Below are 26991 nucleotides of genomic sequence, written 5' to 3' on the forward strand. Positions count from 1 at the left end.
AGGAAGGGGTGAGGAGGGGGCCCCTGGCTGACGATGCCAGACGAAAGCAACAATGCATCCTTGCTTAGCAGGCCAGCGCATTCAGTACGTGAACCGGGTCGTTATGAATGGCTTTTAGCAAGGCTTTGGCAGGCCCTGTTGGCTCACGACGACCCTGTTCCCAATTTCGTAGAGTGCCGAGCTGGACGTCGATCAGTGCCGCAAATTTGGCCTGGGTCAAACCGGTAGCTTTACGAATTTCTTTGACCTGCAATGCATCAACGTGGAATTCGCGAGAAGGTGTGCGCTCGCCTCGTACGATCTCGTCCATCTCTTGCACACTTTCCATCAGCTCATCAAAAAATTTGCTCATGGTCATCTCCATTTTTCGATCAAGACCTTGAGTGCTTTACGCTCATCGTTGGACAGATCGTGTTGTTCATTTTTAGGGTAGATCATCAATAACCCGATTTGTGACGCCGAAACGAAGTGGTAGTAAATAACCCGTGCTCCGCCTCGCTTGCCGTGTCCTTTCGCTGCGATTCGGGTTTTGCGAATCCCGCCTGTGCCTTCAATTACATCGCCAATCGAAGGGCTTACAACCAGTTGCCTCTGAAAAGCGGCGTACGTGTCATCGTCCAGAAGCTCTTTTACTCGGCGGGTAAAGATCCGAGTCTCAATAAAAATCATCGTGAATGTACGCCATTGGCTTACCTTCCAGCAATGCTGAAGGGATTTGAGTAGATGACTGGTAAGTGATCGTTCTCATGTCGAACATGGGAACGATCTGATCACTCAACCTCAGACTGGAGCTTTCCAGTTGAGCATTCGTTGCTGGGCGACCTGTAACAGGTCAAAGCCGTCTTTGGTCAGCAGATAAAGGGCGTGGGTGATGTGCGGTATGTCTTCGTCGGCGTGTTTGAAGCAGAGGCAGTAGAGAGTTTGGAGCAGGTCGCTTGAGGCGCGCAAGCGCTGGACGGCGCATTCGAGGATGTCTTGCGGGTTGGCTTCGGTGTCGATGATCAGGGGCTTGGTGTCGGTGAGGTTGGTATCAAGTGGGCGGTAGCGATCGTTGGGGAACTGGTTCCATGATTTCATTGGTTAGACTCTCTCAAGTATCCGAAGAACCGCCAACATCATGACCAAACGATAGGAGGCGGACTGTGTTCGGGTTGGTCAACCAGAGAGAGAGAACTCCAGGTACGCCGAAGCGTCCCAAACACAGCCGCCATAAAGCGTGCCGCATGAATCAGGCGGCAAGCATACAAGGGCATGCGAAGTTTCTCTCTAATTTTCAGGTGACCAAACCCGAGTCGCTGATTTGGCAGCGACAGTCACGACTATAGATTTGAGCTAACAAACGGCGATAGCCGATAAGGCATCACTTCATGTAGGACGCGGACGAAGATCCAATAGGCTCATTCCTACGGATTTTTGCGTGTTCTCAACAGTTCACGTTTCGCCGCCATCAAGCGTCTCGACTCTTCATCGGGGATGCTTGGCCGGGGATCATCAATGCTTTTCCGAACTTGCCGAGTGATCCATTCTTTGTAGCTCTCCTCGTCGTAGTGAGGTTCAATTCCGTCAGTGAATATATCCATCGTTTAACTCTCCCGTGATTGCGTTTACGCCTGTTGCCAGCCCCGTCTCAACGAATCGCCCGATACCCTTCAACATCCAGCACACTCGTAGTCAGCCCGGTCGCCGGAGTGTAGATCGTGCCTTTCACCGTCGAGAACGGCACGCCTTTGCTGCCCAGCGAAACGTAGCGCTCGCCTTGATCCAGCTCGGTGAACCAGGTGTAGGAGCACTTTTCCATGGCCTTGTATTTCGCTGCGGCGTTGACGATGGCGGCGGTGTGGTTGCGAAGGTCGGCGTCGGTGAGGTTGAGGTTCTTTTCGAGGGCGGTGCCCCAGCGTTTCAGGCAGACCTCGGCAAAGTGGCGGACGATGAGGCCGGGTTCGGCCAGCACTTTTGGACCACTGTTGCCGTCGGCAGAAGCGTTACCGACCAGGGTGGCGTGACGGCCGGGTATGGGGAAGATGCTGGTTTTGGTGCCGGTGGCGGTTTGCGGAATGACACAGCTGAAGCCTTTCGAGCGCTCATCGCGGGCGTAGAAACCGACATACTCTTTGACGTTGGCATTGAGTTTGACGCGATGTGCCTGGAAGTTGCCGATGCCGGGTACCGGGTCAATGGCGAAGATATTTACCGGAATGTTCTTCAAGGCACTGTCTTTAAACATCGCGTTGGCCAGCATGTGGCAACTGATACCGCCACGGCTCCAACCGACCAGATTCACTTTGGTTGGAAGAATGCCGTCTTTGCGGAATGTCTTGATGATTTGCTCCTGCAACTTCTGTTGGGTGATGCTGCGTTCGCCGTAGTTGTAGTTGCGCCAGAACCAGGAGCCTTCGGCTTTAACATCTTCTATGGGAATGCCGGCGGCTTTCAGGCGGTTGTATTCCGCTTCGGTCAGTTGCTTGCGTTCCCAGTCGCATTTGCCTTTGATGATGTTCATCGCATGCAGCACGTTTTCCTCCCAGCCCTTGCCGAACAGCGTGCCGCTGAGGCCATAGTCGGAGGACTTGGTGAACAGCTCATCAGCTTGCAGGTTACTGGTACCGGGTCCATCGATCACAATCCATTCCGCGAACTCGCGGCCAGCGTGGTGCGAAGCGAGGGTGGATACCAGTTCGCCGTTCCAGTAGTTGGCATTGGTTGTATCGAACTTGGTGGAGCCGGTGCCGCAAAAGAAAATAGTTAGTGTGGTCATGATACTGCTCTTGATGAATGTAAGAGCAAGCAGGCTAGTTCTGAATATTATTGATTTAAAGCTATTAGTTGTTGCGTTGTTTGTGCATACAAGACTTACGAGTGATTTGAAAGTTGTAGTTTTGCCACTTCGAGAATTTCACAGCCGTCTTGAGTCAATAAATACAAGGCGTTGACGATATTAGGGATGTCTTTGACATCGGCCTGTTTGAAACACAAACAGTAAAGAGTCTCCAGCAAATCGCTGGCGGCACGCAGACGTTGATGCGCCGCGTCGAGCAGATCGCCATGACTGGCCTGGGTATCGATGGTCAGTACCGGATGATCGTTGTAGTTGCTTTTGAGGGGATGAAAACGAGGGGGCAGCGGGTCGTGCATATTCATGGTGAGGCGTGTCCTGTGCGAAGTCGTTCAGCCGCGCCGGCCACTATAGAAGTGCGTGGCGAGGCGTCACAAGAGCACCGCGATGGACAGAGTTCGTAGGGGTTTTTCCGGGATTCGGGCATTTGCCCTACATGATTTCCTGGCTTTTTCGAGGTGAAACCCTTAGCGCCGACATTTCCCACGCAATTCACAGGCGTTTCATGGGAAACCTCTGTATTGTGCGCGCCAGAATCTGTAGGGCGTTTCCAAACGTCCGATACGCGCTTGAAGGGAATTGAGTATGCAGTGGCTAAGAATGGCCTCGATTTTATTGCTATGGGCCAGTGGTTGCCGTTTGGCTGGGGCCTCTGATCCTGGCAACGGCTGGATATTTGTCGACCTGCAGCGCACCGGCTGGCCCGATGCACTTTCCAGTCAGGCCAGCATCGATACCGCGTCACGCGCCGAGGTATTGATATTCGCCAAGGCTCTGTTGGCGAGCGAAGCGCTGGATGAGGGTGGGCTGCAACGGCAGTTGGGTGTGCCGCATGTGCAGCTCAAGTCGGTTCGCCAGGTGCGCGAGGGGCTGTGGGATCGTTTGCTCAGCGTCTATCGCAATGCCAGTCGGGACTGTGACGAACAGCTGTTCTGTCCGCGAGTACGCAGCGTAGCGGATCTGCGGCAACTGGCAGCAGCGTTCACCGGCGACATCAGTCCGGCCCATGCACAGTGGGCAAGCAGGAGTCGGGGCGTGCATGAGCAGGAATTGAATGCGCAACTTCGGGTGGCCGTGCTACGTCCATAGCCGGCCGTAACCCAAACTCACGTGGTGGCCACCTGATCTGCGGTGGCGCACATTGCGAGCGGCGGAAGATCATCGGGCACTTGCATGCATCCTCCCAGCAACAGCGATGCGAGAGTGAGGATGACGAGGGATTTCGGTCTGGCGGGCATGTTCATTCCTTGAGTTGATCCACATGGGTCGGCCGTCCTGGCGCGACGCTCGTTTCGTGGCTGCGGTGCACGTTACCTTCGTTGCTGTCAGGCCTGCGAGCAGCAAATTGTTTCCTTTGTTGATCCGGTGGCACCCAGCCCGGCGCTGTATCATCCCGTATCGAATTGACCCCGTCCTTTTCTCGACGCGCTGCGATCGCCCGCTAGGCTGTTGGCATCACAGCGGTCAACGGAGTGACAGCGCATGTACCACACCCTGGAACAGGTTTTCGGTTATCCACAGTTTCGACCCGGACAGGAAGCGGCGATAAGTGCCGTACTGGCCGGGCGCTCGGCGGCAGCGATTTTTCCCACTGGTTCCGGTAAGTCGTTGTGCTATCAAGTACCGGCATTGTTGCTGCCACACCTGACTCTGGTGGTGTCGCCGCTGCTGGCGCTGATGCAGGATCAACTGGCCTTCCTCAAGCGTCACGGCATCAGTGCCGGCAGCATCGATTCGGCGCAAAGCCGTGATGACGCCAATGACGTCATGACGCGTGCCCGTTCGGGTGATTTGAAGATTCTGATGATCTCGGTGGAGCGCTTGAAGAACGAGCGCTTTCGCCACTTCTTGCAGCAGGTGCCGATTTCGCTGCTGGTGGTCGACGAGGCCCACTGCATCTCGGAATGGGGTCACAACTTCCGTCCTGACTACCTGAAGCTGCCGGACTACCAGCGCCAGTTCAACATCCCGCAAACCTTGCTGCTGACAGCCACGGCCACACCGAAAGTGATTGCCGACATGCAGGCCAGGTTCGCCGTCGCCGAAGCGGATGTGGTGACCACCGGTTTCTATCGGCCCAACCTCAACCTGCTGGTGGAACCGGTTCGCGGCCAGGACAAACGCCGGCGTCTGGTGCAGTGGATGAGCGAGCGTCCAGGCCAGCCGAGCATCGTCTACGTCACCCTGCAGAAAACCGCCGAACACATCGCGGAGCATCTGGAACGAAACGGCATTCAGGCCGAGGCTTATCACGCCGGTTTGCCCAACGATCAGCGCGAGGCAATCCAGAAGCGTTTCATGGCCGGGCAATCCAATTGCATCGTCGCCACCATTGCCTTCGGCATGGGCATCGACAAGAGCGACATCCGCAACGTGGTGCATTTCGACCTGCCCAAATCCATCGAAAACTACAGTCAGGAAATCGGCCGTGCCGGGCGCGACGGGCAGCCCTCGGACTGTCTGGTACTGGCCAACCGTGACAGCCTCAGCGTGCTGGAAAACTTCGTCTACGGCGATACTCCGGAGCTTGAGGGGATTCGTTGCGTGCTGGAGGAAATGCAGGCCGCCGCGCCTGAGGGGCAGTGGGAGTTTCTGCTCGGACCGCTGGCCGATCAGAGCAACATTCGCGCGCTGCCGTTGAAGACGCTGCTGGTGCAACTGGAACTGCGCAGCTTGATCGCGCCGCGCTATGCGTATTACGCCGAATACCGGTTCAAATACCTGCTGGAGCCGGAGGCGCTGCTCGAACGTTTCGAGGGTGAGCGCAGGGATTTTGTCGCGGCCATTATCCAGACATCGAGCCGTGCACGGACCTGGGCCACGGTGAATTTCGAAGCGATGTACACGCAGTATTCGGCTGAACGCAGCCGGGTGGTCAAGGCGCTGGATTACTTCCAGGAGAAGGGCTGGGTCGAGCTTGAGAGCAAGCAGATGACCGAGGTCTACAACGTGCTGTGCAGCGATTTCGACAGCGCTGCTTTGGGCGCTGAGTTGCACGAATACTTCACCCGGCATGAACAGGCGGAAATCACCCGGATTCACGCGATGCTCGAGTTGTTCGCCACCGAGCGCTGCCTGGGCTATCGCCTGGCCGAATACTTCGGCGACCACAATGCGCCCGAGCGCTGCGGGCACTGTTCGGTGTGTAACGGGGAGGTGGCGCACTTGCCGCCTCCTCCGGAGTTGCCAGCGCTTGTGGATGAAAACTTTGCGGCGTTATGCAGTGATTTTATCCACAGGCATGAACAGCACACTGGCAGTGCAGCGACTGCCGAGCGCCTGACGCGCTTTCTCTGCGGGATCAGCGTGCCGCTGTTCACAAAGCTGAAGGCACGGACGATCTCCGGGTATGCGGCGCTGGAGGAGTATCCCTACGCCCTAGTCCGCAGCTGGAGCCAAGAACACCTCTGACCCCTGTAGGAGCTGCCGAAGGCTGCGATCTTTTGATTTTGATTTTCAAAAACAACGGTGCGCGTCAAAACCCAGAAACAAAGATCGCAGCCTTCGGCAGCTCCTGCACGATGTGGGCTTTATCCATCCGCTGAATATCACTCATCACGGTAATAAACTTCAAAAACACCCAAGGCCTGACTATGGTGAAGGCTGTCTTCGGATCGCCAACAAGAGAACAACATGAGCCAGACAGCTTTCGATATTCAGCAAGCCGCCGTGATCGGCGCGGGCACCATGGGTCGCGGGATTGTCATGTGCCTGGCCAATGCCGGCATCGCCGTGCAATGGGTGGATAACAATCCACAGATGCTTGAACAGGCACTGCAGACAGTCGCGGACACTTATGCCCACAACGTACGCCAGGGTCGGATTGACCGGACCGAAGCGGATGCACGGATTGCCCGGATCAGCGCCGCGGCGGATTACCCGGCGATCCGTAATGTCGATCTGGTAATCGAAGCGGTGTACGAAAACCTTGAACTCAAGCAACAGATCTTTCGCGAACTGGATGGCCTGCTCAGGCCTGAAGCGTTGTTGGCGAGCAACACCTCGGCGCTGGATATCGACGCGATTGCCGCTGTCACCAGACGTCCAACGCAAGTGCTTGGCCTGCATTTCTTCAGCCCTGCGCACATCATGAAGCTACTGGAAGTCGTTCGCGGCGCGCAGACCTCGCCTGCAGTTCTGGAGGCCGCACTGGCCTTGGGCAAACGCATGGGCAAGGTCAGCGTAGTGTCGGGCAACTGTCACGGTTTTATCGGCAACCGCATGCTGCATCCGTATGTGCTGGAGGCGCGCAAGATGCTGCTCGAAGGCGCTTATCCACAGCAGGTTGATGCAGTGCTGCAAGGGTTCGGCTTCGCCATGGGGCCGTTCCGAATGTATGACGTCGTCGGGATCGATCTGGAATGGCGCGCTCGCGAGCTGGCCGGCGAAGGGCAGGATGCGCCAGAGGTTCAGGTGGACAACCGCCTGTGTGAGCTGGGTCGCTTCGGGCAGAAGTCCGGCAACGGTTATTACCACTATGAGCCGGGCAGTCGTCAGGCCGAGCATGATCCTGAGGTCGATGCGCTGGTGTTGAGCGTCAGCCAAGGTCTGGGGTTTCATCGCCGTGAGATCGGGTCCGAGGAGATCCTTGAGCGCTGTCTCCTGGCGTTGGTCAACGAGGGCGCAAAGATTCTGCAGGAAGGCATCGCCGAGTCGGCGCATGACATCGATCAGGTGTACCTAAATGGCTATGGTTTTCCGGCAGAGCGAGGCGGGCCGATGGCCTGGGCGGATGATCAGGGTCTGGCAGACATTCATAAACGCCTGCTGGCGCTGGAGACCCGGCAGGGTGATCAATGGCGGCCGGCACAATTGATCGGCGAGTTGGCGGCACGAGGCAAGGGTTTTTACCTTTAGACTGGGCAGATAACTCAAGGAATCGACACTGATGTCCAACCCGATGCCGCAACGCGCCGATTACCCGCATTTCCAGCCGATTACCACCCGTTGGCATGACAACGATGCCTACGGCCACGTCAACAACGTTACCTACTACAGCTTCTTCGACACGGCAGTGAACACCTACCTGATTCAGGTGGGTGGCCTGGATATCCACAATGGCGAGGTGGTGGGGTTTGTCGTCAGTTCGGCTTGCGACTATTTCGCCTCGATTGCCTTTCCGGACCTGATCGAAGTGGGTTTGCGGGTCGGCAAACTGGGCAACAGTTCAGTGCAATACGAACTTGCGGTGTTCAAGGCTGGCGAGCAGGAAGCCTGCGCGGCGGGGCGCTTTGTGCATGTATTCGTTGATCGTGCATCGAACCAGCCGGTGGCGATCCCGGCAGGTTTGCGCGCGGCACTGGAGCGACTCGCGATTTGACCGGCAAAAAAAATCGCAGCTCGGGGGAGCTGCGATCTGGCTGTACCGGCAACGAGGTCAGGCCTCAGTCGCGGTAGTAACGGTGATGCTTGCGGTGACCATAAGCGTGGCCACGGCCCGGGTGACGGTCGCGGTAGTAGCGACGATCATCGCGGCCACGATCGTAATGGCGGTCTTCGCGATTGCTTTCGTTACCCATGTAGTTACCCAGTGCGCCACCGGCGCCGCCACCTGCGGCAGCGCCAATCAGGCTGCCGGTGGTGCCGCCCATGCTGCGGCCGACCACGTTACCGCCGGCTGCGCCCAGTGCACCACCGATGGCTGCTTCGCCACGGCTATGCTTGTTGGCGCCAACCGCACTACCACCCGCGCCGCCCAGGGCCGCGCCAATGGTTGAACCTGTGCTGCCGCCTAAAGACTGACCGACGACCGAGCCAAGAACCCCGCCCAATGCGCCGCCCACACCTGCTTCGGTGGTGCCTCCGGCAGAAGCGAAGCCACTGACCAGGCCAAGGGACAACAAGAGAATCGAGGAGAACTTCATAGAGGAGCCTCAAAGGGATGACGGCGCCGATCCTGAGGCCGTGTAACAAGGCTGACAATCGAAATCCGACGAATAGCACGACCTGTATACAATTTTGCAAGTTACTGTTTTGTATGCGGAACTTAAGCGATTTTCGCCGGTCTTTAGCTACTTCGGACAGGCCGCTTTTGTGAAAAAGCGGCCTTTTTTGTGGGCGTTTGAAAAGCACAAGCGAAAAGATCGCAGCCTGCGCCAGCTCCTACAGGGATCGATGTAGGAGCTGGCGCAGGCTGCGATCTTTTGATTTTCAATTAAGCAGATTTAGCCATGATCAGCCCAGTCTCGCTCGCCGCTTCCAGGCGGATCGCAATGAACTTCGACGTCGGTGTATGGCTGCCATCCCCGGTGCTCTCCAGCGGCACCAGCGGGTTCACTTCGGGGTAATACGCCGCTGCCTGCCCTGCCGGAATATCGAACGCCAACAAGGTGAAGCCCTTTACCCGACGCTCACGGCCATCGTCCCACAGCGACACGATGTCGGCCTTCTGCCCCGGACGGAAGCCCAGGCGAATGATGTCGGCCTCGTTGGCGAACAGCACGTCGCGCTGGCCTTTGACCCCGCGATAACGGTCATCAAGGCCATAGATCGTGGTGTTGTACTGATCGTGGGAGCGCATCGATTGCAGGATCAGGTCCGGCAGTTGCCCGGTGGCACGGGTGCGTTCGTGCACCAGATCCTTGGGCAATTGGTTGGCGCGGAAATTGGCGCGGCCCGACGGGGTGTTCCACTTGCGGGCGCCGGCGCTGTTGCCGAGGTAGAAGCCGCCCGGATTCTTGATCTTCTCATTGAAGTCTTTGAAGTTCGGGATGGTGTCGGCGATCAGCTCACGAATGCGCCCGTAATCGGCCACCAGCCAGTTCCAGTCCACCGGTTTGCTGCCCAGCGTGGCGGCGGCGATCCCGGCGATAATCGCCGGCTCCGAGCGCATCTGGTTCGACAGTGGCTGCAACTGGCCGTTGGAGGCGTGGACCATGCTGAACGAGTCTTCCACGGTGACCGCTTGCGGGCCTTCGGACTGGATGTCGATGTCGGTCCGGCCCAGGCACGGCAGGATCAAGGCGTCTTTACCGTGGGCCAGGTGGCTGCGGTTGAGCTTGGTGCTGATCTGCACGGTGAGGTCGCAGTTGCTCAGCGCCGCGAAGGTGCGCGGGCTGTCCGGCGTGGCCTGGGCGAAGTTGCCGCCCAGACCGATGAAGACCTTGGCGCGGCCTTCGGCCATGGCGTGAATCGCCTCGACCACGTTGTGCCCGTTTTCACGCGGCACCTTGAACTGGAAGCGCCGCTCCAGCGAATCGAGAAACGCCACTGGCGGCCGCTCGTTGATGCCCATGGTGCGGTCGCCCTGCACGTTACTGTGGCCGCGCACCGGGCACAGGCCGGCGCCAGGCTTGCCGATGTTGCCGCGCAGCAGCATCAGGTTGGCGATTTCCTGAATGGTCGGCACCGAATGACGATGCTGGGTGATGCCCATCGCCCAGCACATGATCACGTTCTTGCCCTTGGCGTACATGCGCGCGGCTTGTTCGATCTCGACCAGCGTCAGTCCGGATTGCTCGATGATCTGCTCCCACGGCGTGTCATCCACCACGCCCAGATACTCCAGCACGTTGGCGCTGTGGGCGTTGAGGAAGTCATGATCGAACACCGCCGGCTCACCCGCTTTCTGCGCATCGCGCTCCCACTGCAGCAGGAACTTGGCCATGCCGCGCAGCAGCGCCATGTCGCCGCCCAGCGCCGGACGGAAATACGCGGTGTTGGTCGGCTTGTCGCCGTTGGTGAGCATTTCCAGCGGATGTTGTGGATGCTGGAAGCGCTCCAGACCGCGCTCTTTCAGCGGGTTGATGCACACCACTTGCGCGCCACGTTTCACCGCTTCGCGCAGTGGTTCGAGCATCCGTGGGTGGTTGGTGCCGGGGTTCTGGCCCCAGACGAAAATCGCATCGGCGTGTTCGAAATCGTCGAAGGTCACGGTGCCTTTGCCGACGCCAACACTCTGCGCCAGGGCCACACCGCTGGCCTCATGGCACATGTTCGAGCAGTCGGGGAAATTGTTGGTGCCGAAAGCGCGCACGAACAGTTGGTACAGATACGCCGCTTCGTTGCTGGCACGACCCGAGGTGTAGAACTCGGCCTGGTCCGGACTCGACAGCGCTCGCAGGTGCTTGCCGATCAGGGCGAAGGCATCGTCCCAGGCGATCGGCTTGTAGCGGTCGGTCTGGGCGTCGTAGACCATTGGCTCGGTCAGGCGGCCCTGATATTCCAGCCAGTAGTCGCTCTGCTCCAGCAACGAGGTGACGCTGTGCTTGGCGAAGAATTTGCCGTCCACCCGGCGCTTGGTCGCTTCCCAGTTCACCGCTTTGGCGCCGTTCTCGCAGAACTTGACCATGCCGCTTTCCGGCGAGTCGCCCCAGGCGCAACCCGGGCAGTCGAAGCCGCCGTTCTGGTTGGTCTTGAGCATCATGCGCAGGTTTTTCAGCGCGTTGTCGCTGGTCAACCAGGCCTGGGCCACGCTGATCAGGGCGCCCCAGCCGCCGGCAGGACCCTTGTAGGGCTTGTAGCGCGGGACGGGTTTCTGGTCGGCTTGATGATGTTGGCTCACGCTTGGTTCTCCATCGCTGGGCTGTAGACCCGCGGCGCATTCTTCTGCGGCAGGTGGATGAGATTGAGGTTGTGGCGCCGGGCCCATTGCACGGCAAGGCCGGTAGGTGCGGACAGGCTGACCAGGGTCTGGATGCCAGCGCGCAGGACTTTCTGGATCAATTCGAGGCTGCAACGGCTGGTGACGATTGCCAGGCCGCCGTCTGTGGCTATCTTCTGGCGGATCAGGCCGCCGATCAGTTTGTCGAGGGCGTTGTGTCGGCCGATGTCTTCGCGGCCCAGCAGCAATTCACCGCTGGCGTTCATGAACACTGCCGCATGAACTGCGCCGCAATGCTGGCCGAGTGGCTGAAACGCGCCGATGCGCTGGCGCAGGCCGTCGAGCCATGCAGCAGGCGGCAAGGGTGCGCCGGGAAGGACGTTCAGATCGGGTAACGCTTGCTCGACTGCTTCAACTCCGCACAACCCACAGCCGCTGGTGCCGGCCAGTTGCCGACGTTGTTGCTTGAGATTCCAGAAGGCGCGGTTGGCGATGGTCACTTGCGCGTATTGCGCGGAGCCTGCGCCGGTCAACTGCAGGTCATAGATGTCGCTGGGGTCCTCGATGATGCCGCTGCCGAGGCTGAAGCCGACGATGAAGTCTTCGAGGTCGGTCGGGGTCACCAGCATCACCGCCTGGCTGATACCGTTGTAGGCAATCGCCAGCGCGACTTCCTCGGCGAGCGCGGTGCTGGCCGATTCCACGAGGGGCAGATCGCTGTAGCTGTAGGTCTGGCTGGCGGCGGGCGCAGGCGTTTCGAGTGCAGGCGCCGCGCAGGCCGGGCGCTTGGCGTTCATGGCATCACCGACGGATTGATCAACGTTAAGCCTAGGCGCGGCAACTTGTCGCGTCTAATCGTTACTGTCGATCTAATGATAGACGCCGTCGATGAAGGTTCTGCAATTCAAGGTCATTGGTCGGTCTGGAACCGCGTGTGTATGGCGTGGTCTAGGCTTTGACGTCTGGAACCCAAATCAAGGAGTGTGCGCAATGAGTCTTTTAAGCTTTGTGAAAGAGGCCGGCGAAAAATTGATCGACCTGCTGACCCCGGGCAACGCCAATGCCAGCGAGCAGTTGAAGGAACATATCAGCAAGGTCGGCTTGGGCAATCCGAATGTTCAAGCCACCGTGGACGGCGACAAGGTCACGGTCACCGGTGAAGTGGCGAGCCAGGAGGAGAAAGAAAAGATTCTTCTGGCGGTGGGTAACATTGCCGGTGTAGGCAGCGTTGATGATCAGATCACCGTGACCGGTCCGGTGGTAGTGGCTGCCGAGTTTGTTGAAGTCAAAGCCGGGGACACGCTCAGTGCGATCTCGTTGCGGGTTTACGGCAACGCCAACCAATACCAGAAAATCTTCGAAGCCAACAAACCGATGCTCAAGGATGTGAACAAGATTTATCCAGGGCAGAAGCTGCGTATTCCGAAGTAACACAAAACTCTGTAGGAGCTGCCGCAGGTTGCGATCTTTTGACTTTGATTATTAAAAACAAGATCAAAAGATCGCAGCCTGCGGCAGCTCCTACAGTTGTAATCAAAGGCCTGCGATCAACTCGCGATAATCCTCAACTGCTGCAAACTCGGCGGTGTCCTTCGGCCCTTTGCGGCTGTCCGGCTCCTTGACCGCCAGCAGGTGCGCTACGCCAAAGTTCCGTGCACTGCGCAGGATCGGCAAGGTGTCATCAATGAACAGACTGCGCACCGGATCAAACCCGATATCCGCCTGCAAGGCCTCCCAGAACTGCGGGTTCTCTTTGGGGAAACCGTAATCGTGGGAGCTGATCAGCCGTTCGAAATACGGCGCCAGCTCGATCCGCTCCAGTTTCAACGATAGCGAATCGCGGTGGGCGTTGGTGATCATGATCACTCGTTTGCCGGCGTTTTTGATCGCTTGCAGAAAGGTGTCGGCATCCGGGCGCAGGGCGATCAGGTGCGCGGTTTCCAGCTTCAGTTCACGCACCGAAAGCTGCAGTTCGCTGCTCCAGAAATCCAGGCAGTACCACTGCAACTGACCGGCGTGGCGCTCGAACAGCGGCTGCAATTCCATGTCGGCCATGGCCCGGCTCACCCCGTGCAATTCGGCGTAGCGTTGCGGCAGATGTTCCAGCCAGAAATGGTTGTCGAAATGCAGGTCCAGCAGGGTACCGTCCATGTCCAGCAGGACGGTATCGATGTCAGACCAGGGTAAAGAAGGCATGGCAACGTCTCGAGCGGTAGAAAGATATCCGACACAAACAATCGGGAAAGCCGCGTTATAGTAGCGCGTTCACGCCAAGGAGCTTTGCATGCGCCAGAAACCCACTGTACTCGCCCGCGAGATTGTCGCCACCAGTCGCCTGTTTTGCGTCGAAGAACTGAAGCTGCGTTTTTCCAATGGCGTGGAGCGCACCTACGAGCGTCTGGTCGGCAAGGGTGCGGGATATGGCGCGGTGATGATCGTGGCCATGCTCGATAACGAGCACGCGGTGCTGGTCGAGGAATACTGTGGCGGCACCGATGAGTACGAACTGTCCCTGCCCAAAGGCTTGATCGAGCCGGGCGAGGACGTGCTGGCGGCGGCCGAGCGCGAGCTCAAGGAAGAGGCCGGGTTCGGCGCTCGCCAGCTGGAACATCTGACCGAGCTGTCGCTGTCGCCCGGTTACATGAGCCAGAAGATCCAGGTGGTGCTGGCCACCGATCTCTACGAAGAACGTCTGGAGGGCGACGAGCCGGAGCCGATGCGGGTCGACAAGGTCAACCTGAGAGAGCTGTCTGCGCTGGCGCAAAACCCGCAATTTTCCGAAGGGCGCGCCTTGGCAGCGTTGTACCTGACTCGCGATCTGCTGACACAACGCGGGTTCTTTCAGGCATGAGTGAGACGTCGATGAATTATCCCCATCCGTTGATGGCGCCGGTGGTTGAGCTGGCATTGCGCGCTGGCGAGGCGATCCTGCCATTCTGGCGCGTCGGTGTTGAAGTCACCGCGAAGTCCGATGATTCCCCGGTGACGGCCGCGGACATCGCCGCACACAACGTGATTGTTGCCGGGTTGACTGCGCTGGACTCGAGCATTCCGATCCTGTCCGAAGAAGACGCCAACATCCCACAGAGTGTGCGCGCCGGGTGGCAGCGCTGGTGGCTGGTGGATCCGCTGGATGGCACCAAGGAGTTCATCAGTGGCAGCGAAGAGTACACCGTCAACATCGCCCTGATCGAAAACGGTCGGGTGGTATTTGGCGTGGTGTCGATGCCGACCAATGGCCGGTTCTATGTCGGCGGTGCCGGACTTGGCGCATGGCGCGGCGACCAGGGCGCAACGCCGGTCGCGATCCAGGTGCGGGATGTGCTCGCGCCGGGTCAAGCGTTCACCGTGGTGGCCAGTCGTCGGCATTCCAGCCCGGAGCAGGAGCGTTTGCTCGCGGGGCTCAGTGCCAGCCTGGGCGAGCTGCAACTGGCGAACATCGGCAGCTCCCTGAAGTTCTGCCTGTTGGCGGAAGGGGCGGCGGATTGTTATCCACGGCTGGCGCCGACTTCGCAGTGGGACACGGCGGCGGCGCAAGGTGTGCTTGAGGGCGCGGGTGGCGAGGTGCTGGATCTGCGGGGTGAGGCGTTCTGTTATCCCGCGCGTGAATCGTTACTGAATGAGTTCTTTTTGGCGTTGCCGGCGAAGGCGGCTTGGCGGTCGAGACTGTTGGAATTGGCGCGCTCCTGAGTCATGCACAGCGCATTGTGGCGAGGGGATTTATCCCCGATGGACTGCGTAGCGGTCCCAATCCATGTACGACACGAATCGCGACTGCTGCGCAGTCGATCGGGGATAAATCCCCTCGCCACAAGTGAATGGTGCATCACTGAAGACTCAGCGGTGCAAAACGTATTGCCCGCTGAACGTGACCGCATCCTCATCACTACCGGTATTGACGATCCGCGTCTCAAGCGTCAACCGCGCCCGCCCGTAGCGTTGATACATCGCCACAAATTTTTTCCACACCGCTGCCGGTGGCGCCGGGCAAATCGCCGTGGCATCGCCGGTCACCGGTAGCGGATAGCTGATCTGGCCTTCCTGAATCACGATGTGTCCGTCTTCGATGCCTTGCTCTTTCAGGCGCAAATGCAGCCAGCCCCAACCCGACAGCACTGCGCCGCAGTAAAGGCTGCCGCCGAACATGGTGCTCTTGTGATTGACGTTGGGCGCCAGCGGCAGGTGCAGGCTCAGTTGTTGCTCGTGCCAGTCGAGGACTTTGAGGCCCATCTCGCGGGTCAGCGGAATGTCGTGATGCAGAACCGATTCCAGATAACGGCTGTCGCGGTTCATTCGGCTTCATCTCCGTGGGCGTTGCTGTCGGCGAAGCTCAAGCCGTGCTTGCGCAGTTTGTCATGCAGGGTTTTGCGCGGAATGCCCAGGGCTTCGGCGAGGCTGCGCACCGAGCTGTGCGGGCGTGCCAGCTCGGCGGCGATCAAGGATTTTTCAAAGTTTTCCACTTGCTCACTGAGGCCGCCGCTGATGACTTCCACAGTGGTGCCGCCACCTTCGACGCCACTGTTATCCAGCGCCAGTTCCAGGCCAAGGGCGAAACGCTCGGCGGCGTTCTGCAGTTCGCGCACGTTGCCCGGCCAGGTGTGACGCAGCAGCACCGCGCGTTGCGCCGGTTGCAGTTCATGCGGCGGTAAACCATGGCGAGCGCTGGCTTCATCGGCGTAATGCTGGAACAACACCAGTGCATCTTCGCCGCGTTCGCGCAGTGGCGGAATGCGCAGCGGTGCGACGTTGAGGCGGTAATACAAGTCGGCGCGGAAGCGTCCTTGATCAGCCGCCTGGCGCAGGTCTTCCTTGGTCGCGGCGATGACGCGAATGTCCAGCGGGATCAACTGATTGCCACCCAGCCGCTCGACCACCCGCTCTTGCAACATGCGCAGCAGTTTCACCTGCACGTCCATGCTCATGCTTTCGATTTCATCGAGGAACAACGTGCCGCCGTTGGCGAATTCGAACTTGCCGATCCGGCGTTTCTGCGCGCCGGTGAAGGCGCCCGGCTCATGCCCGAACAGTTCGCTTTCGACCACCGATTCGGCCAGCGCCCCGGCGTTGATTGCCACGAACGGGCCGTTACGCCGGCTCGACAAGTCGTGCAGCGCACGGGCCACGACCTCTTTGCCGGCGCCGGTTTCACCGAGAATCAGCACGTCAGCCTTGGTCGCCGCCAGTGCGCCGATCTGCTCGCGAAGGCGCAACATCGGCGCCGAATGGCCGACCAGCCGCGCGCTTAATTCATTGCGATCGCTCAAGGCCAGGCGCAGGCTGCGGTTGTCCAGCACCAGGCGGCGCAGGGCCAAAGCGCGGCGCACGCTATCGAGCAGCGCGTCACTGGCGAACGGTTTTTCCAGGAAGTCATAAGCGCCGGCACGCATCGCCTGGACCGCCAGTGGCACGTCGCCGTGGCCGGTGATCAGTAGCACCGGCAACTCCGGATCCTGCGCGTGCAACTCGCTCAACAGTTCGAGGCCGTCCATACCCGGCATGCGGATGTCACTGACCACCACGCCGGGCCAGTCACGCTCCAGTTGTCCGGCGAGTCCCTTGGCTTCGGACAACGAAAGGATTTTCAGGCCCGCCAGGTCCAGGGTCTGGCCGAGGGCCTGACGCAGGTGCGGATCGTCGTCGATCAACACCACCTGAATGCGATTGTCGATGGTCATGCACTTCGATCCTCGGGCGGTTGCAGGCTGACCCCGGGTGCGCCGGCGCGCAACCGCAGGGTGATCAAGGCGCCGCCTTGCTTGTGGTTGGCGAACGACAGTTCACCACCGAAGGCGCGCATCAGGGTTTCGCAAATTGCCAGCCCCAGTCCGAGGCCCTGAGTGCGGGTCTTGGTGGTGTAGAAGGGCTCGCTGGCGCGGCCAAGGGCTTCCATGCAGAACCCCGGGCCGTTGTCGCGAATGTACAGATTGACGCCGTCGGCGATGGATTCGGCACTCAGCCACAGTTTGCGCGGCGGACCTTTTTCGGTGAGTGCATCAAGAGCGTTGGCCAGCAGGTTGCCGAGCACCTGGCGCAGACGGGTTTCCCCGGCTTCGACCCACAAGGTCGCGGCCGGCAGATCGCGGATCAGCTCGACTTCCATACTGCGTCGACGTTTGGCCAGAAGCGCCAGCGCATCGTCCAGCGCCGGTTGCAGGGCGACGCTTTCCGGGGCATGCCGATCGCGGCGGGCGAAGGCGCGCAAATGGGCGATGATCGAGGCCATGCGCCCGGTCAGTTCGCTGATCAGTTTGAGGTTGCCGCGAGCATCGTCGGTGCGTTGGTGATCGAGCAGCACTTCGGCGTTTTCCGCGTAGCTGCGAATCGCCGCCAGCGGCTGATTGAGTTCGTGGCTGATGCTCGCCGACATGGTGCCCAGTGCCGAGAGTTTGCCGGCCTGGACCAGATCATCCTGCGCGCGCACCAATTCCTGCTGGGCCTGTTCACGCTCCAGCACTTCCTGCTTGAGGCGCCGGTTGAGGCCTTCCAGGTCACTGGTGCGCTCGGCTACCCGACCTTCCAGTTCACGGCGGGCCTTGGCTTCGAAGGCGATGCGCTCCAGGTAATGCCGGCGGCGCTGCATCATCAGCCCCAGCAACAGCATCACCACCAACAGCGTGGCACCGCCGATCGCGACAACGGTGCGCACCGGGCGATCGATCAGCGTGCGCGGGGCAAGGATGCTGACGCTCCAGCCGGTTTCGGCAATGTTCACGGTCTGCGTCAGCCAGGCGTCGGGGCTGAGATTCAGCGGGCGCGGCTCGCGGGTCGGGTAGGGCAGGATGGCGGTGATCGCCGAGCGCTCGCTGTCGCTCAAGATGCGGGTCGAACGGAAGCGCCATTCCGGGCGCGAAGTGAGGATGACCACGCCGTTGTGATCAGTCACCAGCAGCTGTTCCGGGGTCTTGCCCCACAGGCTTTCGGTATGGTCGAGGTCGACCTTGATCACCAGCACACCAATGATTTTTTCGCCATTGCGCACGGCGGCGGCGAAAAAGTAACCACGCTTGGCCGAGGTGGTACCGAGGCCGAAGAAACGTCCGAGACGTCCGGCCATGGCTTCACTGAAATACGGACGGAAAGCGAAATTGCGCCCGACGAAACTGTCATGTTTGTCCCAGTTCGACGCCGCCAGGGTCTGGCCGCTGGTGTCCATCAGGTACATGACTTCGGCGCCGGTCTGCGCCGCGATGTTTTTCAGCAGGCGATTGGCGTTGCCTTGGCTGACGCCGTCGTCCGGTGCGCCGAGCACAGCGCGCAGGGCCGGCAGGTCGCCGAGAATCTGCGGCAGCACTTCGTAACGGTGCAGCGTGCCAAGCAGGTTGGCGACGTAGAGATCGAGGGTCTGGCGATTTTGCCCGGCCAGTTCACTGCGGTAATAACGTTCGGCCAGATGTTCCAGCGGCCACAGCAGCGGTGCCAGGCACAGCGCCAACAGGGCGAGGCTGCGCCAGCGAGGTCTGCGGGGAAGAGTCGGTTTCATGAGCCGGATGCGCCTGAGTGAACAGGCGCATTATGCCCAGGCTCAGGCGAAGACGTCAGCGTCCTTGAACAGTGCACCGACCTGATCCTTGGCCGACAGCTTTGGCGCTTCGTCCAGTTGCCAGTCGATGCCCAGAGCAGGGTCGTCCCAGCGAATGCTGCGCTCGGACGATGGATCGTAATAGTTGGTGGTCTTGTAGAGGAATTCGGCGAACTCGCTCAGCACCACAAAACCATGTGCAAAACCTTCTGGCACCCACAGTTGGCGATGGTTGTCAGCCGACAGGCGCACCGCAACCCATTTGCCGAAATGCGGCGAACTGCGGCGGATGTCCACGGCGACGTCGAGCACTTCACCAGCGGTTACCCGCACCAGTTTGCCTTGGGTGTTCTGCAGTTGGTAATGCAGGCCACGCAGCACGCCTTTCTGCGAGCGCGAATGGTTGTCCTGCACGAATTGGGTGTCCAGCCCCGTCGCATCCCGGAATGCCTTGGCGTTGAAGCTCTCGTAGAAGTAGCCGCGCTCGTCACCAAATACCTTGGGTTCGATGATCAGAACACCGGGCAGATCGGTGGTGATTACATTCATGAGGTTTTTCCGGATAGAGGTGAATGACCGACATTCTTGCGCAAAGCGCCGGAGGATGCGAGCGCTTGAATAAGCGCAATCGGGGGTTGCGCATCCTCTGTAGCAATGGCGATATAGGCGCCTAATAAAATTTCAGGGGTCGTTTCATGTCGCTCGCCACGTTGATCCATCGCACCCGTTTGCCCAGCCCGAAAGTCTCCGAGGCGCTGGCCCGAGAGTGGCTGGCGGAGCATTACGGGCTCAGCGGCACGTTGCAGGCGCTGGGCAGTCAGCAGGACCTGAACTTTAGGGTCGACAGTGAGCGCGGGCGCTTCGTGATGAAAATCTGCCGTGGCGACTATTCGCTGCTGGAGTTGCAGGCGCAGCACGCCGGCCTCAACTACCTCACCGCGCATTCGACCGTCCATGTGCCGCGCGTGATCGCGGCCAGTAACGGTGAAGACCTGTTGACGCTGTTGGCCGATGGCGAAACGGTGCATGTCCGTCTGCTCGATTACATCGAAGGCCAGTCGCTGACCCATCTGGATCACCTTGGCCATGACGTGGTGGCGGGGTTTGGCCGGCTCTGCGGTGAAATGGATCTGGCGCTGAGCGGTTTCGATCACCCGGGGCTTGAACGCATTCTGCAATGGGACGCGCGCCACGCCAGTGCGCTGATCAGCCATTTACTGCCGGTGATCAAGGACGCGCATCAGCGCACCTTGATCGCTGACGCCGCCGCACAGGCCGAACGCCGTTTGCAGCCGTTGCTCAACAAACTGCCGGTGCAGGCGATCCACATGGACATCACCGACGATAACGTGGTCTGGCAACGGGATGCCCAGCGCCATTGGCAATTGCAGGGCGTGATTGATTTCGGCGACCTGATCCGCACCTGGCGGATCACCGATCTGTCGGTGACCTGCGCCGCGTTGCTGCACCATGCGGCAGGCGATCCGTTTGTCATTCTGCCGGCGGTGCAGGCATATCACGCGGTCAATCCGCTGCAACCCGCAGAACTGCTGGCGCTGTGGCCATTGATTGTCGCGCGGGCGGCGGTGCTGGTGCTCAGTGGCGAGCAGCAGGTGAGCATCGATCCTGGTAATACCTACAGCCGCGACAACCTCACGCACGAGTGGGAAATCTTCCGTGTCGCCACGTCCGTGCCGCAGGCCTTGATGGAAGCGGCGATTCTGACGGCGACCGGTCAGTCTCTGCCGGCCATCGACAGCGAAGGTTTCGCGCCGCTGTTGCCAGAGTTGGTCGGGCGCGAGTTTGCGTTGATCGATCTGGGGGTGCTCAGTCCGCATTTCGAGGCGGGCAACTGGGAGCAGGACGGCATCGATCAGCAACTGTTGACGCAGGCCGCCGCCGCGCATGGCCTGGCGGCGAGTCGTTACGGGCAATATCGCTTGTCACAGACGCGCGTGGACACCGCCGTCGAGCCTGAGACTTTCCCGCTGCACGTCGAGTTGCGCGTGCCGCAGGGCACAGCCGTGGAAGCGCCATTTGCCGGCGTCCTGCATCACGCGGCGGACGGTGTGCTGCAACTCGACGGGCCGCAGCTCAGTGTGCGCCTGTGGGGCGTGAGTACCTCTTTGCACGGCGGCGCGGCGCTGGTCAAAGGTCAGGTGCTGGGTTCGGTCGGCGGGCCGTTGAAAGTGCAATTGAGCCGGGTAGCTGCGTTGGACGCGCCGTTGTTCTGCAGCCCCTCGCGTGCGCCAGCGTGGCAGGCGTTGTGCCCGTCACCCGCGGCGCTGCTGTGTCTGGCCTGCGATGCCGAGCCGGAGCTGGACGGCAAAACCTTGCTCGAACGGCGTGACGCGAGCTTCGCCCGCACGCAAAAACACTATTACGTCGACCCGCCACGCATCGAGCGTGGCTGGCGCAATCACCTGATCGACATGCAGGGCCGTTCCTATCTCGACATGCTCAACAACGTTGCGGTGCTCGGCCATGGCCATCCGCGCATGGCGCAGGTCGCGGCACGGCAGTGGTCGCTGCTCAACACCAACTCACGTTTCAACTACGCGGCGGTGGCGGAGTTCTCCGAACGCTTGCTGAAACTGGCGCCGGAAGGCATGGATCGGGTGTTTCTGGTCAATAGCGGCAGCGAGGCCAACGACCTGGCGATCCGTCTGGCCTGGGCCTACAGCGGCAGCCGCGACATGCTCAGCGTGCTGGAGGCCTATCACGGCTGGACGGTCGGTGCCGACGCGGTCTCCACCTCGGTGGCCGACAACCCGCGTGCGCTGGAAAGCCGTCCAGACTGGGTGCATCCGGTGACCGCGCCGAATACGTATCGCGGCGAATTCCGCGGCCCTGATTCTGCGTCGGACTATGTGCGCAGCGTCGAAGCGCAACTGGCGCATATCGCCGCGCAGCAACGGCAACTGGCCGGGTTCATCTGTGAACCGGTATATGGCAATGCCGGCGGTATCTCGCTGCCGCCGAACTATCTGAAGCAGGTCTATGCGCTGGTGCGGGCGCAGGGCGGGGTGTGCATCGCCGACGAAGTGCAGGTCGGTTATGGGCGCATGGGCCACTTTTTCTGGGGTTTCGAAGAGCAGGGCGTGGTGCCGGACATCATCACCATGGCCAAGGGCATGGGCAACGGTCAGCCACTCGGCGCGGTCATTACCCGCCGGGAAATCGCCGAAGCGCTGGAAGCCGAAGGCTATTTCTTCTCGTCTGCCGGCGGCAGCCCGGTGAGTTGCCAGATCGGCATGGCGGTGCTGGATGTGATGGAAGAGGAAAAGCTCTGGGAAAATGCCCAGGTCGTCGGCGGCCATTTCAAGGCGCGTCTGCAAGCCTTGATCGATAAACATCCGCTGGTGGGGGCCGTGCACGGATCCGGGTTCTATCTGGGCCTGGAGCTGATCCGCAATCGTGAAACGCTGGAGCCGGCGACAGAGGAAACCATGTTGTTGTGCGATCGTCTGCGCGAATTGGGGATCTTTATGCAGCCGACCGGCGATGGCCTGAACATTCTCAAGATCAAACCGCCAATGGTCACCTCGCGCCGCAGTGTGGACTTCTTTGTCGACATGCTGGACCAGGTGCTTCAGGAAGGTCTCTAACCCGGACCCTGTAGGAGCTGCCGCAGGCTGCGATCTTTTGACTTTTTCTTTGAAAAGCCAGATCAAAAGATCGCAGCCTGCGGCAGCTCCTACATGGAATCGGATTTATATCGATGATATTTGCGTGATTTTAGATAAGAGGTTGGCTATTGGCTTTTAACGCCGATATTTATCGGTTATAAAGTCGCCATTGCATTGAAACCCTCTCGATGGTTCCCAGGAGTCCTGATCCGATGACCACTTTGAAAAGCACACCGCGTGACGATGGCTTCTATATGCCGGCCGAGTGGGCGCCGCAGACCCAGACCTGGATGATCTGGCCCGAGCGCCCGGACAACTGGCGCCTGGGTGGCAAGCCGGCACAGGCCGCGCATGTTGCCGTGGCCAAGGCCATCGCCCGTTTTGAACCGGTGACCGTTGCCGTGTCGGCTGGTCAGTACGAAAACGCCCGCGCGCGCCTCGATGTGCCGAATATTCGTGTGGTCGAGATGTCCAGCGATGATGCCTGGGTACGGGATACCGGCCCGACATTCGTGATCAACAACAGCGGCGAAGTGCGCGGTGTGAACTGGGACTTCAATTCCTGGGGCGGTTTTGAAGGCGGTCTGTATTCGCCGTGGAACCGCGATTTGCAGGTCGGCGGCAAGATCCTCGAAATCGAGCGCAGCCCGCGTTATCGCACCGAAGGTTTTGTGCTCGAGGGCGGTTCGATTCACGTCGACGGCGAAGGCACGCTGATCACCACCGAAGAGTGCCTGCTCAATCACAACCGCAACCCGCACCTGAACCGCGACCAGATTGAAGCGGTACTGCGCGACAATCTGTCGGTGGATAAGATCATCTGGCTGCCGGATGGCCTGTTCAACGACGAAACCGACGGCCATGTGGATAACTTCTGCTGCTACGTGCGTCCGGGCGAAGTGCTGCTGGCGTGGACCGATGATCCGCAGGATCCGAACTACCCGCGCTGCCAGGCGGCAATGAACGTGCTGCAAAGCAGCACCGACGCCAAGGGTCGCCCGTTCACGGTGCACAAGATGCCGATTCCGGGGCCGCTGTACGCCACCGAAGAAGAGTGCGCCGGTGTCGATCCGGTCGATGGTACGCAGGAGCGCAACCCGTCCGTGCGTCTGGCGGGCTCCTACGTGAACTTCCTGATCGTCAACGGCGGCATCATCGCGCCAAGCTTCGACGATCCGATGGATGCACCGGCGCGGGAAATCCTGCAGAAGCTGTTCCCGCAGCACGAAGTGGTGATGGTGCCTGGTCGTGAACTGTTACTGGGCGGCGGCAATATCCACTGCCTTACCCAACAGCAACCCGCGCCGCACAAAGAGTGAGTTAAGACGTAACAGCTTGAGTTGATTGATAAATCGGCGGAGCGAAAATCAGCTCGCTATTGAAATGAACAAGCCCGCGGCCCTGTTGGACCGCGGGCTTGTTTGTATCCGCTGGTCGAAAATTCGGACGCCTTGGCATAGCTCTTGTATCGAACGAAGTGCACTAGGGAGGGAAGGGAACTTCAACAGTTCTGTCATATACCTTGGATAACGTAGCCGCTCACTAACGGGGAGAGAGCGCTGAAATGAACGCCGAAGTGAACGTAGTCAGCGAGCGGACTTTGCATCCCATGGTCGTAACCGGAGAATCGCTCCAGATTGTCGCGCACTTTTTGAAATCCAACGGAACGCGTCAGATCAGGGAACCTGATCCGCGCCGGATGATGATCGAGCGCTATCCCGCTGGCCTGTTCAGCGAGGCCGAACTGGAAGCGTTGTGGGCTGTGATGGAAGGATAAGAAAAACAACAGGGATTGGTAAAAGCGCTGCCGGGATGGCGGCGCTTTTTTATGCACGAAACAAAACCACTGTAGGAGCGAGCTTGCTCGCGATAGCGGAGAAACAGGCAACGAATCTGTTGAATGTTGGAGAGTCATCGCGAGCAGGCTCACTCCTACAGGTCCGCGATCATTCGACCGATTCACGAAACAGTCTGAAAGCCATTCCGGCGTTTTTCCCCAATGCGCAGAGGCATAGTCTGCCGCCATCGATTTTCTTACTTGGCGACAGGAGTTTTCCCATGGTCCTTCACTACATCTATGACCCATTGTGTGGCTGGTGCTACGGCGCCAAACCGCTGGTACAGGCGGCGCAGCAAGTGTTGCCGGTGGTGGCTCATGCGGGCGGAATGATGAGTGGACCGAACCGCCAGCAGGTCTCAGCGCAATTGCGCAATTACGTCATGCCCCACGACCGGCGCATTGCTGAATACACCGATCAGCCGTTTGGCGAGGCATATTTCGAAGGTCTGCTGCGCGATCACTCGGCGGTTTTCGACTCGACGCCACCCATTGCCGCAGTGATGGCCGCAGAAGCTATCGATGGACGCGGCCTGCAGATGCTCGGGCGCTTGCAGACGGCGCATTACGTGGAAGGGCAGCGGATTGCCGACGAGTCTGTGCTGTTCGACGTCGCGGGACAGATGGATTACGCGCAGGAGGCTTTCGCGACTGCGTTTAAAGACGTTGATACCCAGGCCCATGTGAAAGCCAGCCGGGCATTGCTGGCCCGACTCGGCGGACAGGGATTTCCGACCTTCGCACTGGAACAGGGCGGGCAATTCACTTTGATCGACATCAGCCCATGGCTGGGTAAACCGCAGGCCTTCGCTGACTGGCTTGGGCAAGCGAGTGCCGCTGACGGGGCTGCTAGATCGCCCGCGCAGTGTGGTCTGGACGGCTGCGCGTAACCGCGCGGAAATCACTGGCGAAGCGTATTTCAGAGCAATGCGCTATCGCAAAATTTACGTTTTTTAGACGATTTTCAGCTATTTAAAGACGATTCTTGAAATTGACACATTATTGAGGGCGCGGCTACGATTCGGCCCAACGCCTGTGACTAACCGCCATGACTCAAATAATAAGAAGGCCCGCCATGACTTTTGTCGTGGGTGGGTCTTTTTGTTTCGGGGTGAAAAAAGAGTGCATTAGCGCCATTTCAGCCGTTCGACACAGCGCGTTTCAACCCGTAATAAGGAAAACAAAATGTTGAACAAGCGAATCAGCCTGATCGCACTGGGGATGTTGAGTGCCACACAGGCCATGGCTGATGGCCAAGCCGAATCCAAGGGTTTTGTCGAAGACAGCAGCCTCAAAGTGCTGCTGCGCAATGCTTACATCAATCGTGATTACAAAGACGGCAACCCGGACAGAGCCGAGTGGGGCCAAGCGGCCATCGGTACCTTCTCGTCCGGCTTCACCCAAGGCACTGTCGGTGTAGGTGTGGATGCTTTCGGTCTGTACGCACTGCGTCTGGATGGCGGCAAGGGCCGCAGCGGTGCCGGTGGTATCGACTTCTTCAAGCAGGGTGACAGCGGCAACGCAGCTGACGACCTGTCCAAGGGTGGCGCAGCGGTCAAATTCCGTCTGTCCAACACTGTGCTGACCTACGGCGACCAGATGCCGGCCCTGCCGGTGCTGAACTATGACAACTCGCGTCTGCTGCCGGAAAGCTACACCGGTACCCTGGTCACTTCCAAAGAGATCAAAGGTCTGCAACTGGACGCCGGTCGTTTCACCGCCGAATCGCGCAAAAGCGCTGAAGGCCGTGACAGCGGTGGCCTGAAGTCGATCAACGTATTGGGCGGTAGCTACCAGTTCACCGAACAGTTCAAGGCAGCGCTGTACGCTTCCGACGTTGAAGACGTCATGAAGAAGCAGTACGTGAATGCCAACTACGTGTTCCCGATCGACAAGGATCAGTCCCTGACCCTGGACTTCAACGGTTATCGCACCAAGCTCGACAAGTCCTACGCCGACATCAAGAACAGCGGTGGGCAGGACAACAAGATCTGGAGCCTGGCGGCCACCTTCGCCACCGGCCCGCACTCGTTCACCGTAGCTCACCAGCGCAGCACCGGTGACAGCAATCTGGGTTATCCGTATGGCGGTTACCAGAATGATGGTCGTCGTCAGGGCGACGGCGGCAACACCATCTATCTGGCCAACTCCTACTGGTCGGACTTCAACGCTGAAGACGAACGCAGCTGGCAACTGGGTTACGGCCTGGACTTCGGTGCGTTCGGCGTACCGGGCCTGAGCTATAACTTCGCTTACGTGCGTGGTGACAACATCACTACCGACACCAGCAGCGGCGGCACCGAGCGCGAGATCTTCAACCAGGTCAAATACGTCGTGCAAAGCGGTCCGGCCAAAGACCTGAGCGTGAAGCTGCGCAGCTCGATCCTGCGCGTGTCGCAGAAATCTGCTGACTACAACAGCAGCGGCAACGAAGTGCGTGTATTCGTCGACTACCCGATCAACATCTTCTGATGATTGTTCAGGTGTAGGTAACCAGGAAAAACCCCGAATCTATCGGGGTTTTTTTTCGCCGTTTTTTCGATAAAAGGCGTAAAAATCCCGTGTTTTTGTCACGCGAAAGTGGTTTTGAACCACCTTCAAGTACCGTTTCAAACAAGGCTTTAAATGCCT

Annotated in this window: 26 protein-coding genes; 12 read left to right on the top strand and 14 right to left on the bottom strand. The window is 59.5% G+C overall.

All coding sequences use genetic code 11. From position 1 onward, the window contains the following. Positions 1–64: 64 nt before the first annotated feature. From nadS to ACXR0M_RS10300, 6 genes are all read right to left on the bottom strand, one after another. Positions 65–352 (bottom strand): NadS family protein, encoded by a 288-nt coding sequence (gene nadS, locus ACXR0M_RS10275; RefSeq protein WP_115076185.1) that lies wholly within the window; start codon positions 350–352, stop codon positions 65–67. 2 nt (positions 353–354) lie between these two features. Then, positions 355–669: a type II toxin-antitoxin system RelE/ParE family toxin gene (locus ACXR0M_RS10280; protein WP_458831799.1), complete on the bottom strand. Its 315-nt coding sequence runs from the start codon at positions 667–669 to the stop codon at positions 355–357. A 111-nt stretch (positions 670–780) separates the two neighbouring features. Beyond that, complete coding sequence (locus ACXR0M_RS10285; protein ID WP_458831800.1) at positions 781–1077, bottom strand: hypothetical protein; 297 nt, start codon at positions 1075–1077, stop codon at positions 781–783. Positions 1078–1403: 326 nt separating this feature from the next. Beyond that, the gene (locus ACXR0M_RS10290) at positions 1404–1580 is read right to left on the bottom strand and encodes an antitoxin PaaA2 family protein (RefSeq protein WP_458831801.1); all 177 of its coding nucleotides are present in this window, start codon (positions 1578–1580) and stop codon (positions 1404–1406) included. A gap of 47 nt (positions 1581–1627) precedes the next feature. Continuing rightward, positions 1628–2755, bottom strand: a complete 1128-nt coding sequence (locus tag ACXR0M_RS10295; RefSeq protein WP_458831802.1) for a lipase family protein — start codon at positions 2753–2755, stop codon at positions 1628–1630. Positions 2756–2850: 95 nt separating this feature from the next. After that, positions 2851–3138 carry a hypothetical protein gene (locus ACXR0M_RS10300; protein WP_458831803.1) on the bottom strand — a complete coding sequence of 96 codons (288 nt, stop codon included), beginning with the start codon at positions 3136–3138 and terminating at the stop codon, positions 2851–2853. Between the two features lie 280 nt (positions 3139–3418). On the opposite strand from ACXR0M_RS10300, the gene ACXR0M_RS10305 reads away from it, so the two are divergent. The 4 genes from ACXR0M_RS10305 (at position 3419) to ACXR0M_RS10320 (ending at position 8153) form a co-directional block, all read left to right on the top strand. Continuing rightward, positions 3419–3922: a polysaccharide deacetylase gene (locus ACXR0M_RS10305; RefSeq protein WP_458831804.1), complete on the top strand. Its 504-nt coding sequence runs from the start codon at positions 3419–3421 to the stop codon at positions 3920–3922. Positions 3923–4315: 393 nt separating this feature from the next. Next, complete coding sequence (locus tag ACXR0M_RS10310; protein ID WP_458831805.1) at positions 4316–6244, top strand: RecQ family ATP-dependent DNA helicase; 1929 nt, start codon at positions 4316–4318, stop codon at positions 6242–6244. Positions 6245–6466: 222 nt separating this feature from the next. Next, a complete protein-coding gene (locus ACXR0M_RS10315; protein ID WP_458831806.1) occupies positions 6467–7690 on the top strand; it encodes a 3-hydroxyacyl-CoA dehydrogenase in 1224 nt (407 codons plus the stop codon). Between the two features lie 31 nt (positions 7691–7721). Beyond that, positions 7722–8153, top strand: a complete 432-nt coding sequence (locus ACXR0M_RS10320; RefSeq protein ID WP_458831807.1) for an acyl-CoA thioesterase — start codon at positions 7722–7724, stop codon at positions 8151–8153. A gap of 64 nt (positions 8154–8217) precedes the next feature. Here the strand turns inward: ACXR0M_RS10320 and ACXR0M_RS10325 are convergent, their stop codons facing one another. The 3 genes from ACXR0M_RS10325 to fdhD form a co-directional block, all read right to left on the bottom strand. Beyond that, a complete protein-coding gene (locus tag ACXR0M_RS10325) occupies positions 8218–8697 on the bottom strand; it encodes a glycine zipper domain-containing protein (RefSeq protein ID WP_458831808.1) in 480 nt (159 codons plus the stop codon). 290 nt (positions 8698–8987) lie between these two features. Beyond that, positions 8988–11336: an FdhF/YdeP family oxidoreductase gene (locus ACXR0M_RS10330; RefSeq protein WP_458831809.1), complete on the bottom strand. Its 2349-nt coding sequence runs from the start codon at positions 11334–11336 to the stop codon at positions 8988–8990. Then, positions 11333–12172: a formate dehydrogenase accessory sulfurtransferase FdhD gene (gene fdhD, locus ACXR0M_RS10335; RefSeq protein WP_458831810.1), complete on the bottom strand. Its 840-nt coding sequence runs from the start codon at positions 12170–12172 to the stop codon at positions 11333–11335. The genes ACXR0M_RS10330 and fdhD overlap by 4 nt, the downstream gene beginning before the upstream one ends. 193 nt (positions 12173–12365) lie before the next feature. On the opposite strand from fdhD, the gene lysM reads away from it, so the two are divergent. Beyond that, entirely contained in the window at positions 12366–12806 is a 441-nt protein-coding gene (gene lysM / locus ACXR0M_RS10340; RefSeq protein ID WP_458831811.1) for a peptidoglycan-binding protein LysM, read from the top strand. Positions 12807–12908: 102 nt separating this feature from the next. Here the strand turns inward: lysM and yrfG are convergent, their stop codons facing one another. Continuing rightward, positions 12909–13571, bottom strand: a complete 663-nt coding sequence (gene yrfG / locus ACXR0M_RS10345; RefSeq protein ID WP_458831812.1) for a GMP/IMP nucleotidase — start codon at positions 13569–13571, stop codon at positions 12909–12911. An 88-nt stretch (positions 13572–13659) separates the two neighbouring features. Between yrfG and nudE the strand changes: the two genes are divergently transcribed. Both nudE and cysQ read left to right on the top strand, forming a co-directional pair. After that, positions 13660–14226 (top strand): ADP compounds hydrolase NudE, encoded by a 567-nt coding sequence (nudE, locus tag ACXR0M_RS10350; protein ID WP_458831813.1) that lies wholly within the window; start codon positions 13660–13662, stop codon positions 14224–14226. An 11-nt stretch (positions 14227–14237) separates the two neighbouring features. Beyond that, on the top strand, positions 14238–15065 hold the full coding sequence (cysQ, locus tag ACXR0M_RS10355; protein WP_458831814.1) for a 3'(2'),5'-bisphosphate nucleotidase CysQ: 828 nt from the start codon (positions 14238–14240) through the stop codon (positions 15063–15065). 147 nt (positions 15066–15212) lie between these two features. Here cysQ and ACXR0M_RS10360 read toward each other — a convergent pair whose 3' ends face one another. From ACXR0M_RS10360 to rfbC, 4 genes are read right to left on the bottom strand one after another with little or no spacing between them, the layout of a single operon-like run. After that, complete coding sequence (locus ACXR0M_RS10360) at positions 15213–15668, bottom strand: thioesterase domain-containing protein (RefSeq protein WP_458831815.1); 456 nt, start codon at positions 15666–15668, stop codon at positions 15213–15215. Beyond that, entirely contained in the window at positions 15665–17050 is a 1386-nt protein-coding gene (locus ACXR0M_RS10365) for a sigma-54-dependent transcriptional regulator (protein WP_458831816.1), read from the bottom strand. The genes ACXR0M_RS10360 and ACXR0M_RS10365 overlap by 4 nt, the downstream gene beginning before the upstream one ends. Further along, positions 17047–18855 (bottom strand): sensor histidine kinase, encoded by a 1809-nt coding sequence (locus ACXR0M_RS10370; protein ID WP_458831817.1) that lies wholly within the window; start codon positions 18853–18855, stop codon positions 17047–17049. Before ACXR0M_RS10370 ends, ACXR0M_RS10365 begins: the two co-directional genes overlap by 4 nt. Positions 18856–18897: 42 nt before the next feature. Continuing rightward, positions 18898–19443 (bottom strand): dTDP-4-dehydrorhamnose 3,5-epimerase, encoded by a 546-nt coding sequence (gene rfbC, locus ACXR0M_RS10375; RefSeq protein ID WP_458831818.1) that lies wholly within the window; start codon positions 19441–19443, stop codon positions 18898–18900. Positions 19444–19589: 146 nt separating this feature from the next. Between rfbC and ACXR0M_RS10380 the strand changes: the two genes are divergently transcribed. The 5 genes from ACXR0M_RS10380 (at position 19590) to ACXR0M_RS10400 (ending at position 26832) form a co-directional block, all read left to right on the top strand. Further along, positions 19590–22502 (top strand): aminotransferase, encoded by a 2913-nt coding sequence (locus ACXR0M_RS10380; RefSeq protein WP_458831819.1) that lies wholly within the window; start codon positions 19590–19592, stop codon positions 22500–22502. A 233-nt stretch (positions 22503–22735) separates the two neighbouring features. Further along, on the top strand, positions 22736–23842 hold the full coding sequence (gene aguA / locus ACXR0M_RS10385; RefSeq protein WP_458831820.1) for an agmatine deiminase: 1107 nt from the start codon (positions 22736–22738) through the stop codon (positions 23840–23842). 245 nt (positions 23843–24087) lie between these two features. Continuing rightward, a complete protein-coding gene (locus ACXR0M_RS10390) occupies positions 24088–24300 on the top strand; it encodes a hypothetical protein (RefSeq protein ID WP_458831821.1) in 213 nt (70 codons plus the stop codon). 281 nt (positions 24301–24581) lie between these two features. Beyond that, positions 24582–25250 carry a DsbA family protein gene (locus ACXR0M_RS10395; protein WP_458831822.1) on the top strand — a complete coding sequence of 223 codons (669 nt, stop codon included), beginning with the start codon at positions 24582–24584 and terminating at the stop codon, positions 25248–25250. Between the two features lie 295 nt (positions 25251–25545). Next, a complete protein-coding gene (locus tag ACXR0M_RS10400; protein ID WP_458831823.1) occupies positions 25546–26832 on the top strand; it encodes an OprD family porin in 1287 nt (428 codons plus the stop codon). The last annotated feature ends 159 nt before the right edge of the window (positions 26833–26991 follow it).

This window comes from Pseudomonas sp. Eth.TT006 (assembly GCF_054456575.1).

Coding starts and splice junctions, on each gene's coding strand:
- ACXR0M_RS10360 (WP_458831815.1), bottom strand. CDS start 15,668: ATGAACCGCGACAGCCGTTATCTGGAATCGGTTCTGCATCACGACATT.
- ACXR0M_RS10280 (WP_458831799.1), bottom strand. CDS start 669: ATGATTTTTATTGAGACTCGGATCTTTACCCGCCGAGTAAAAGAGCTT.
- aguA (WP_458831820.1), top strand. CDS start 22,736: ATGACCACTTTGAAAAGCACACCGCGTGACGATGGCTTCTATATGCCG.
- ACXR0M_RS10380 (WP_458831819.1), top strand. CDS start 19,590: ATGTCGCTCGCCACGTTGATCCATCGCACCCGTTTGCCCAGCCCGAAA.
- ACXR0M_RS10365 (WP_458831816.1), bottom strand. CDS start 17,050: ATGACCATCGACAATCGCATTCAGGTGGTGTTGATCGACGACGATCCG.
- cysQ (WP_458831814.1), top strand. CDS start 14,238: ATGAATTATCCCCATCCGTTGATGGCGCCGGTGGTTGAGCTGGCATTG.
- fdhD (WP_458831810.1), bottom strand. CDS start 12,172: ATGAACGCCAAGCGCCCGGCCTGCGCGGCGCCTGCACTCGAAACGCCT.
- ACXR0M_RS10310 (WP_458831805.1), top strand. CDS start 4,316: ATGTACCACACCCTGGAACAGGTTTTCGGTTATCCACAGTTTCGACCC.
- ACXR0M_RS10400 (WP_458831823.1), top strand. CDS start 25,546: ATGTTGAACAAGCGAATCAGCCTGATCGCACTGGGGATGTTGAGTGCC.
- ACXR0M_RS10290 (WP_458831801.1), bottom strand. CDS start 1,580: ATGGATATATTCACTGACGGAATTGAACCTCACTACGACGAGGAGAGC.
- lysM (WP_458831811.1), top strand. CDS start 12,366: ATGAGTCTTTTAAGCTTTGTGAAAGAGGCCGGCGAAAAATTGATCGAC.
- ACXR0M_RS10395 (WP_458831822.1), top strand. CDS start 24,582: ATGGTCCTTCACTACATCTATGACCCATTGTGTGGCTGGTGCTACGGC.
- ACXR0M_RS10370 (WP_458831817.1), bottom strand. CDS start 18,855: ATGAAACCGACTCTTCCCCGCAGACCTCGCTGGCGCAGCCTCGCCCTG.
- ACXR0M_RS10390 (WP_458831821.1), top strand. CDS start 24,088: ATGAACGCCGAAGTGAACGTAGTCAGCGAGCGGACTTTGCATCCCATG.
- rfbC (WP_458831818.1), bottom strand. CDS start 19,443: ATGAATGTAATCACCACCGATCTGCCCGGTGTTCTGATCATCGAACCC.
- nudE (WP_458831813.1), top strand. CDS start 13,660: ATGCGCCAGAAACCCACTGTACTCGCCCGCGAGATTGTCGCCACCAGT.
- ACXR0M_RS10325 (WP_458831808.1), bottom strand. CDS start 8,697: ATGAAGTTCTCCTCGATTCTCTTGTTGTCCCTTGGCCTGGTCAGTGGC.
- ACXR0M_RS10285 (WP_458831800.1), bottom strand. CDS start 1,077: ATGAAATCATGGAACCAGTTCCCCAACGATCGCTACCGCCCACTTGAT.
- ACXR0M_RS10315 (WP_458831806.1), top strand. CDS start 6,467: ATGAGCCAGACAGCTTTCGATATTCAGCAAGCCGCCGTGATCGGCGCG.
- yrfG (WP_458831812.1), bottom strand. CDS start 13,571: ATGCCTTCTTTACCCTGGTCTGACATCGATACCGTCCTGCTGGACATG.
- ACXR0M_RS10300 (WP_458831803.1), bottom strand. CDS start 3,138: ATGAATATGCACGACCCGCTGCCCCCTCGTTTTCATCCCCTCAAAAGC.
- ACXR0M_RS10320 (WP_458831807.1), top strand. CDS start 7,722: ATGTCCAACCCGATGCCGCAACGCGCCGATTACCCGCATTTCCAGCCG.
- ACXR0M_RS10295 (WP_458831802.1), bottom strand. CDS start 2,755: ATGACCACACTAACTATTTTCTTTTGCGGCACCGGCTCCACCAAGTTC.
- nadS (WP_115076185.1), bottom strand. CDS start 352: ATGAGCAAATTTTTTGATGAGCTGATGGAAAGTGTGCAAGAGATGGAC.
- ACXR0M_RS10305 (WP_458831804.1), top strand. CDS start 3,419: ATGCAGTGGCTAAGAATGGCCTCGATTTTATTGCTATGGGCCAGTGGT.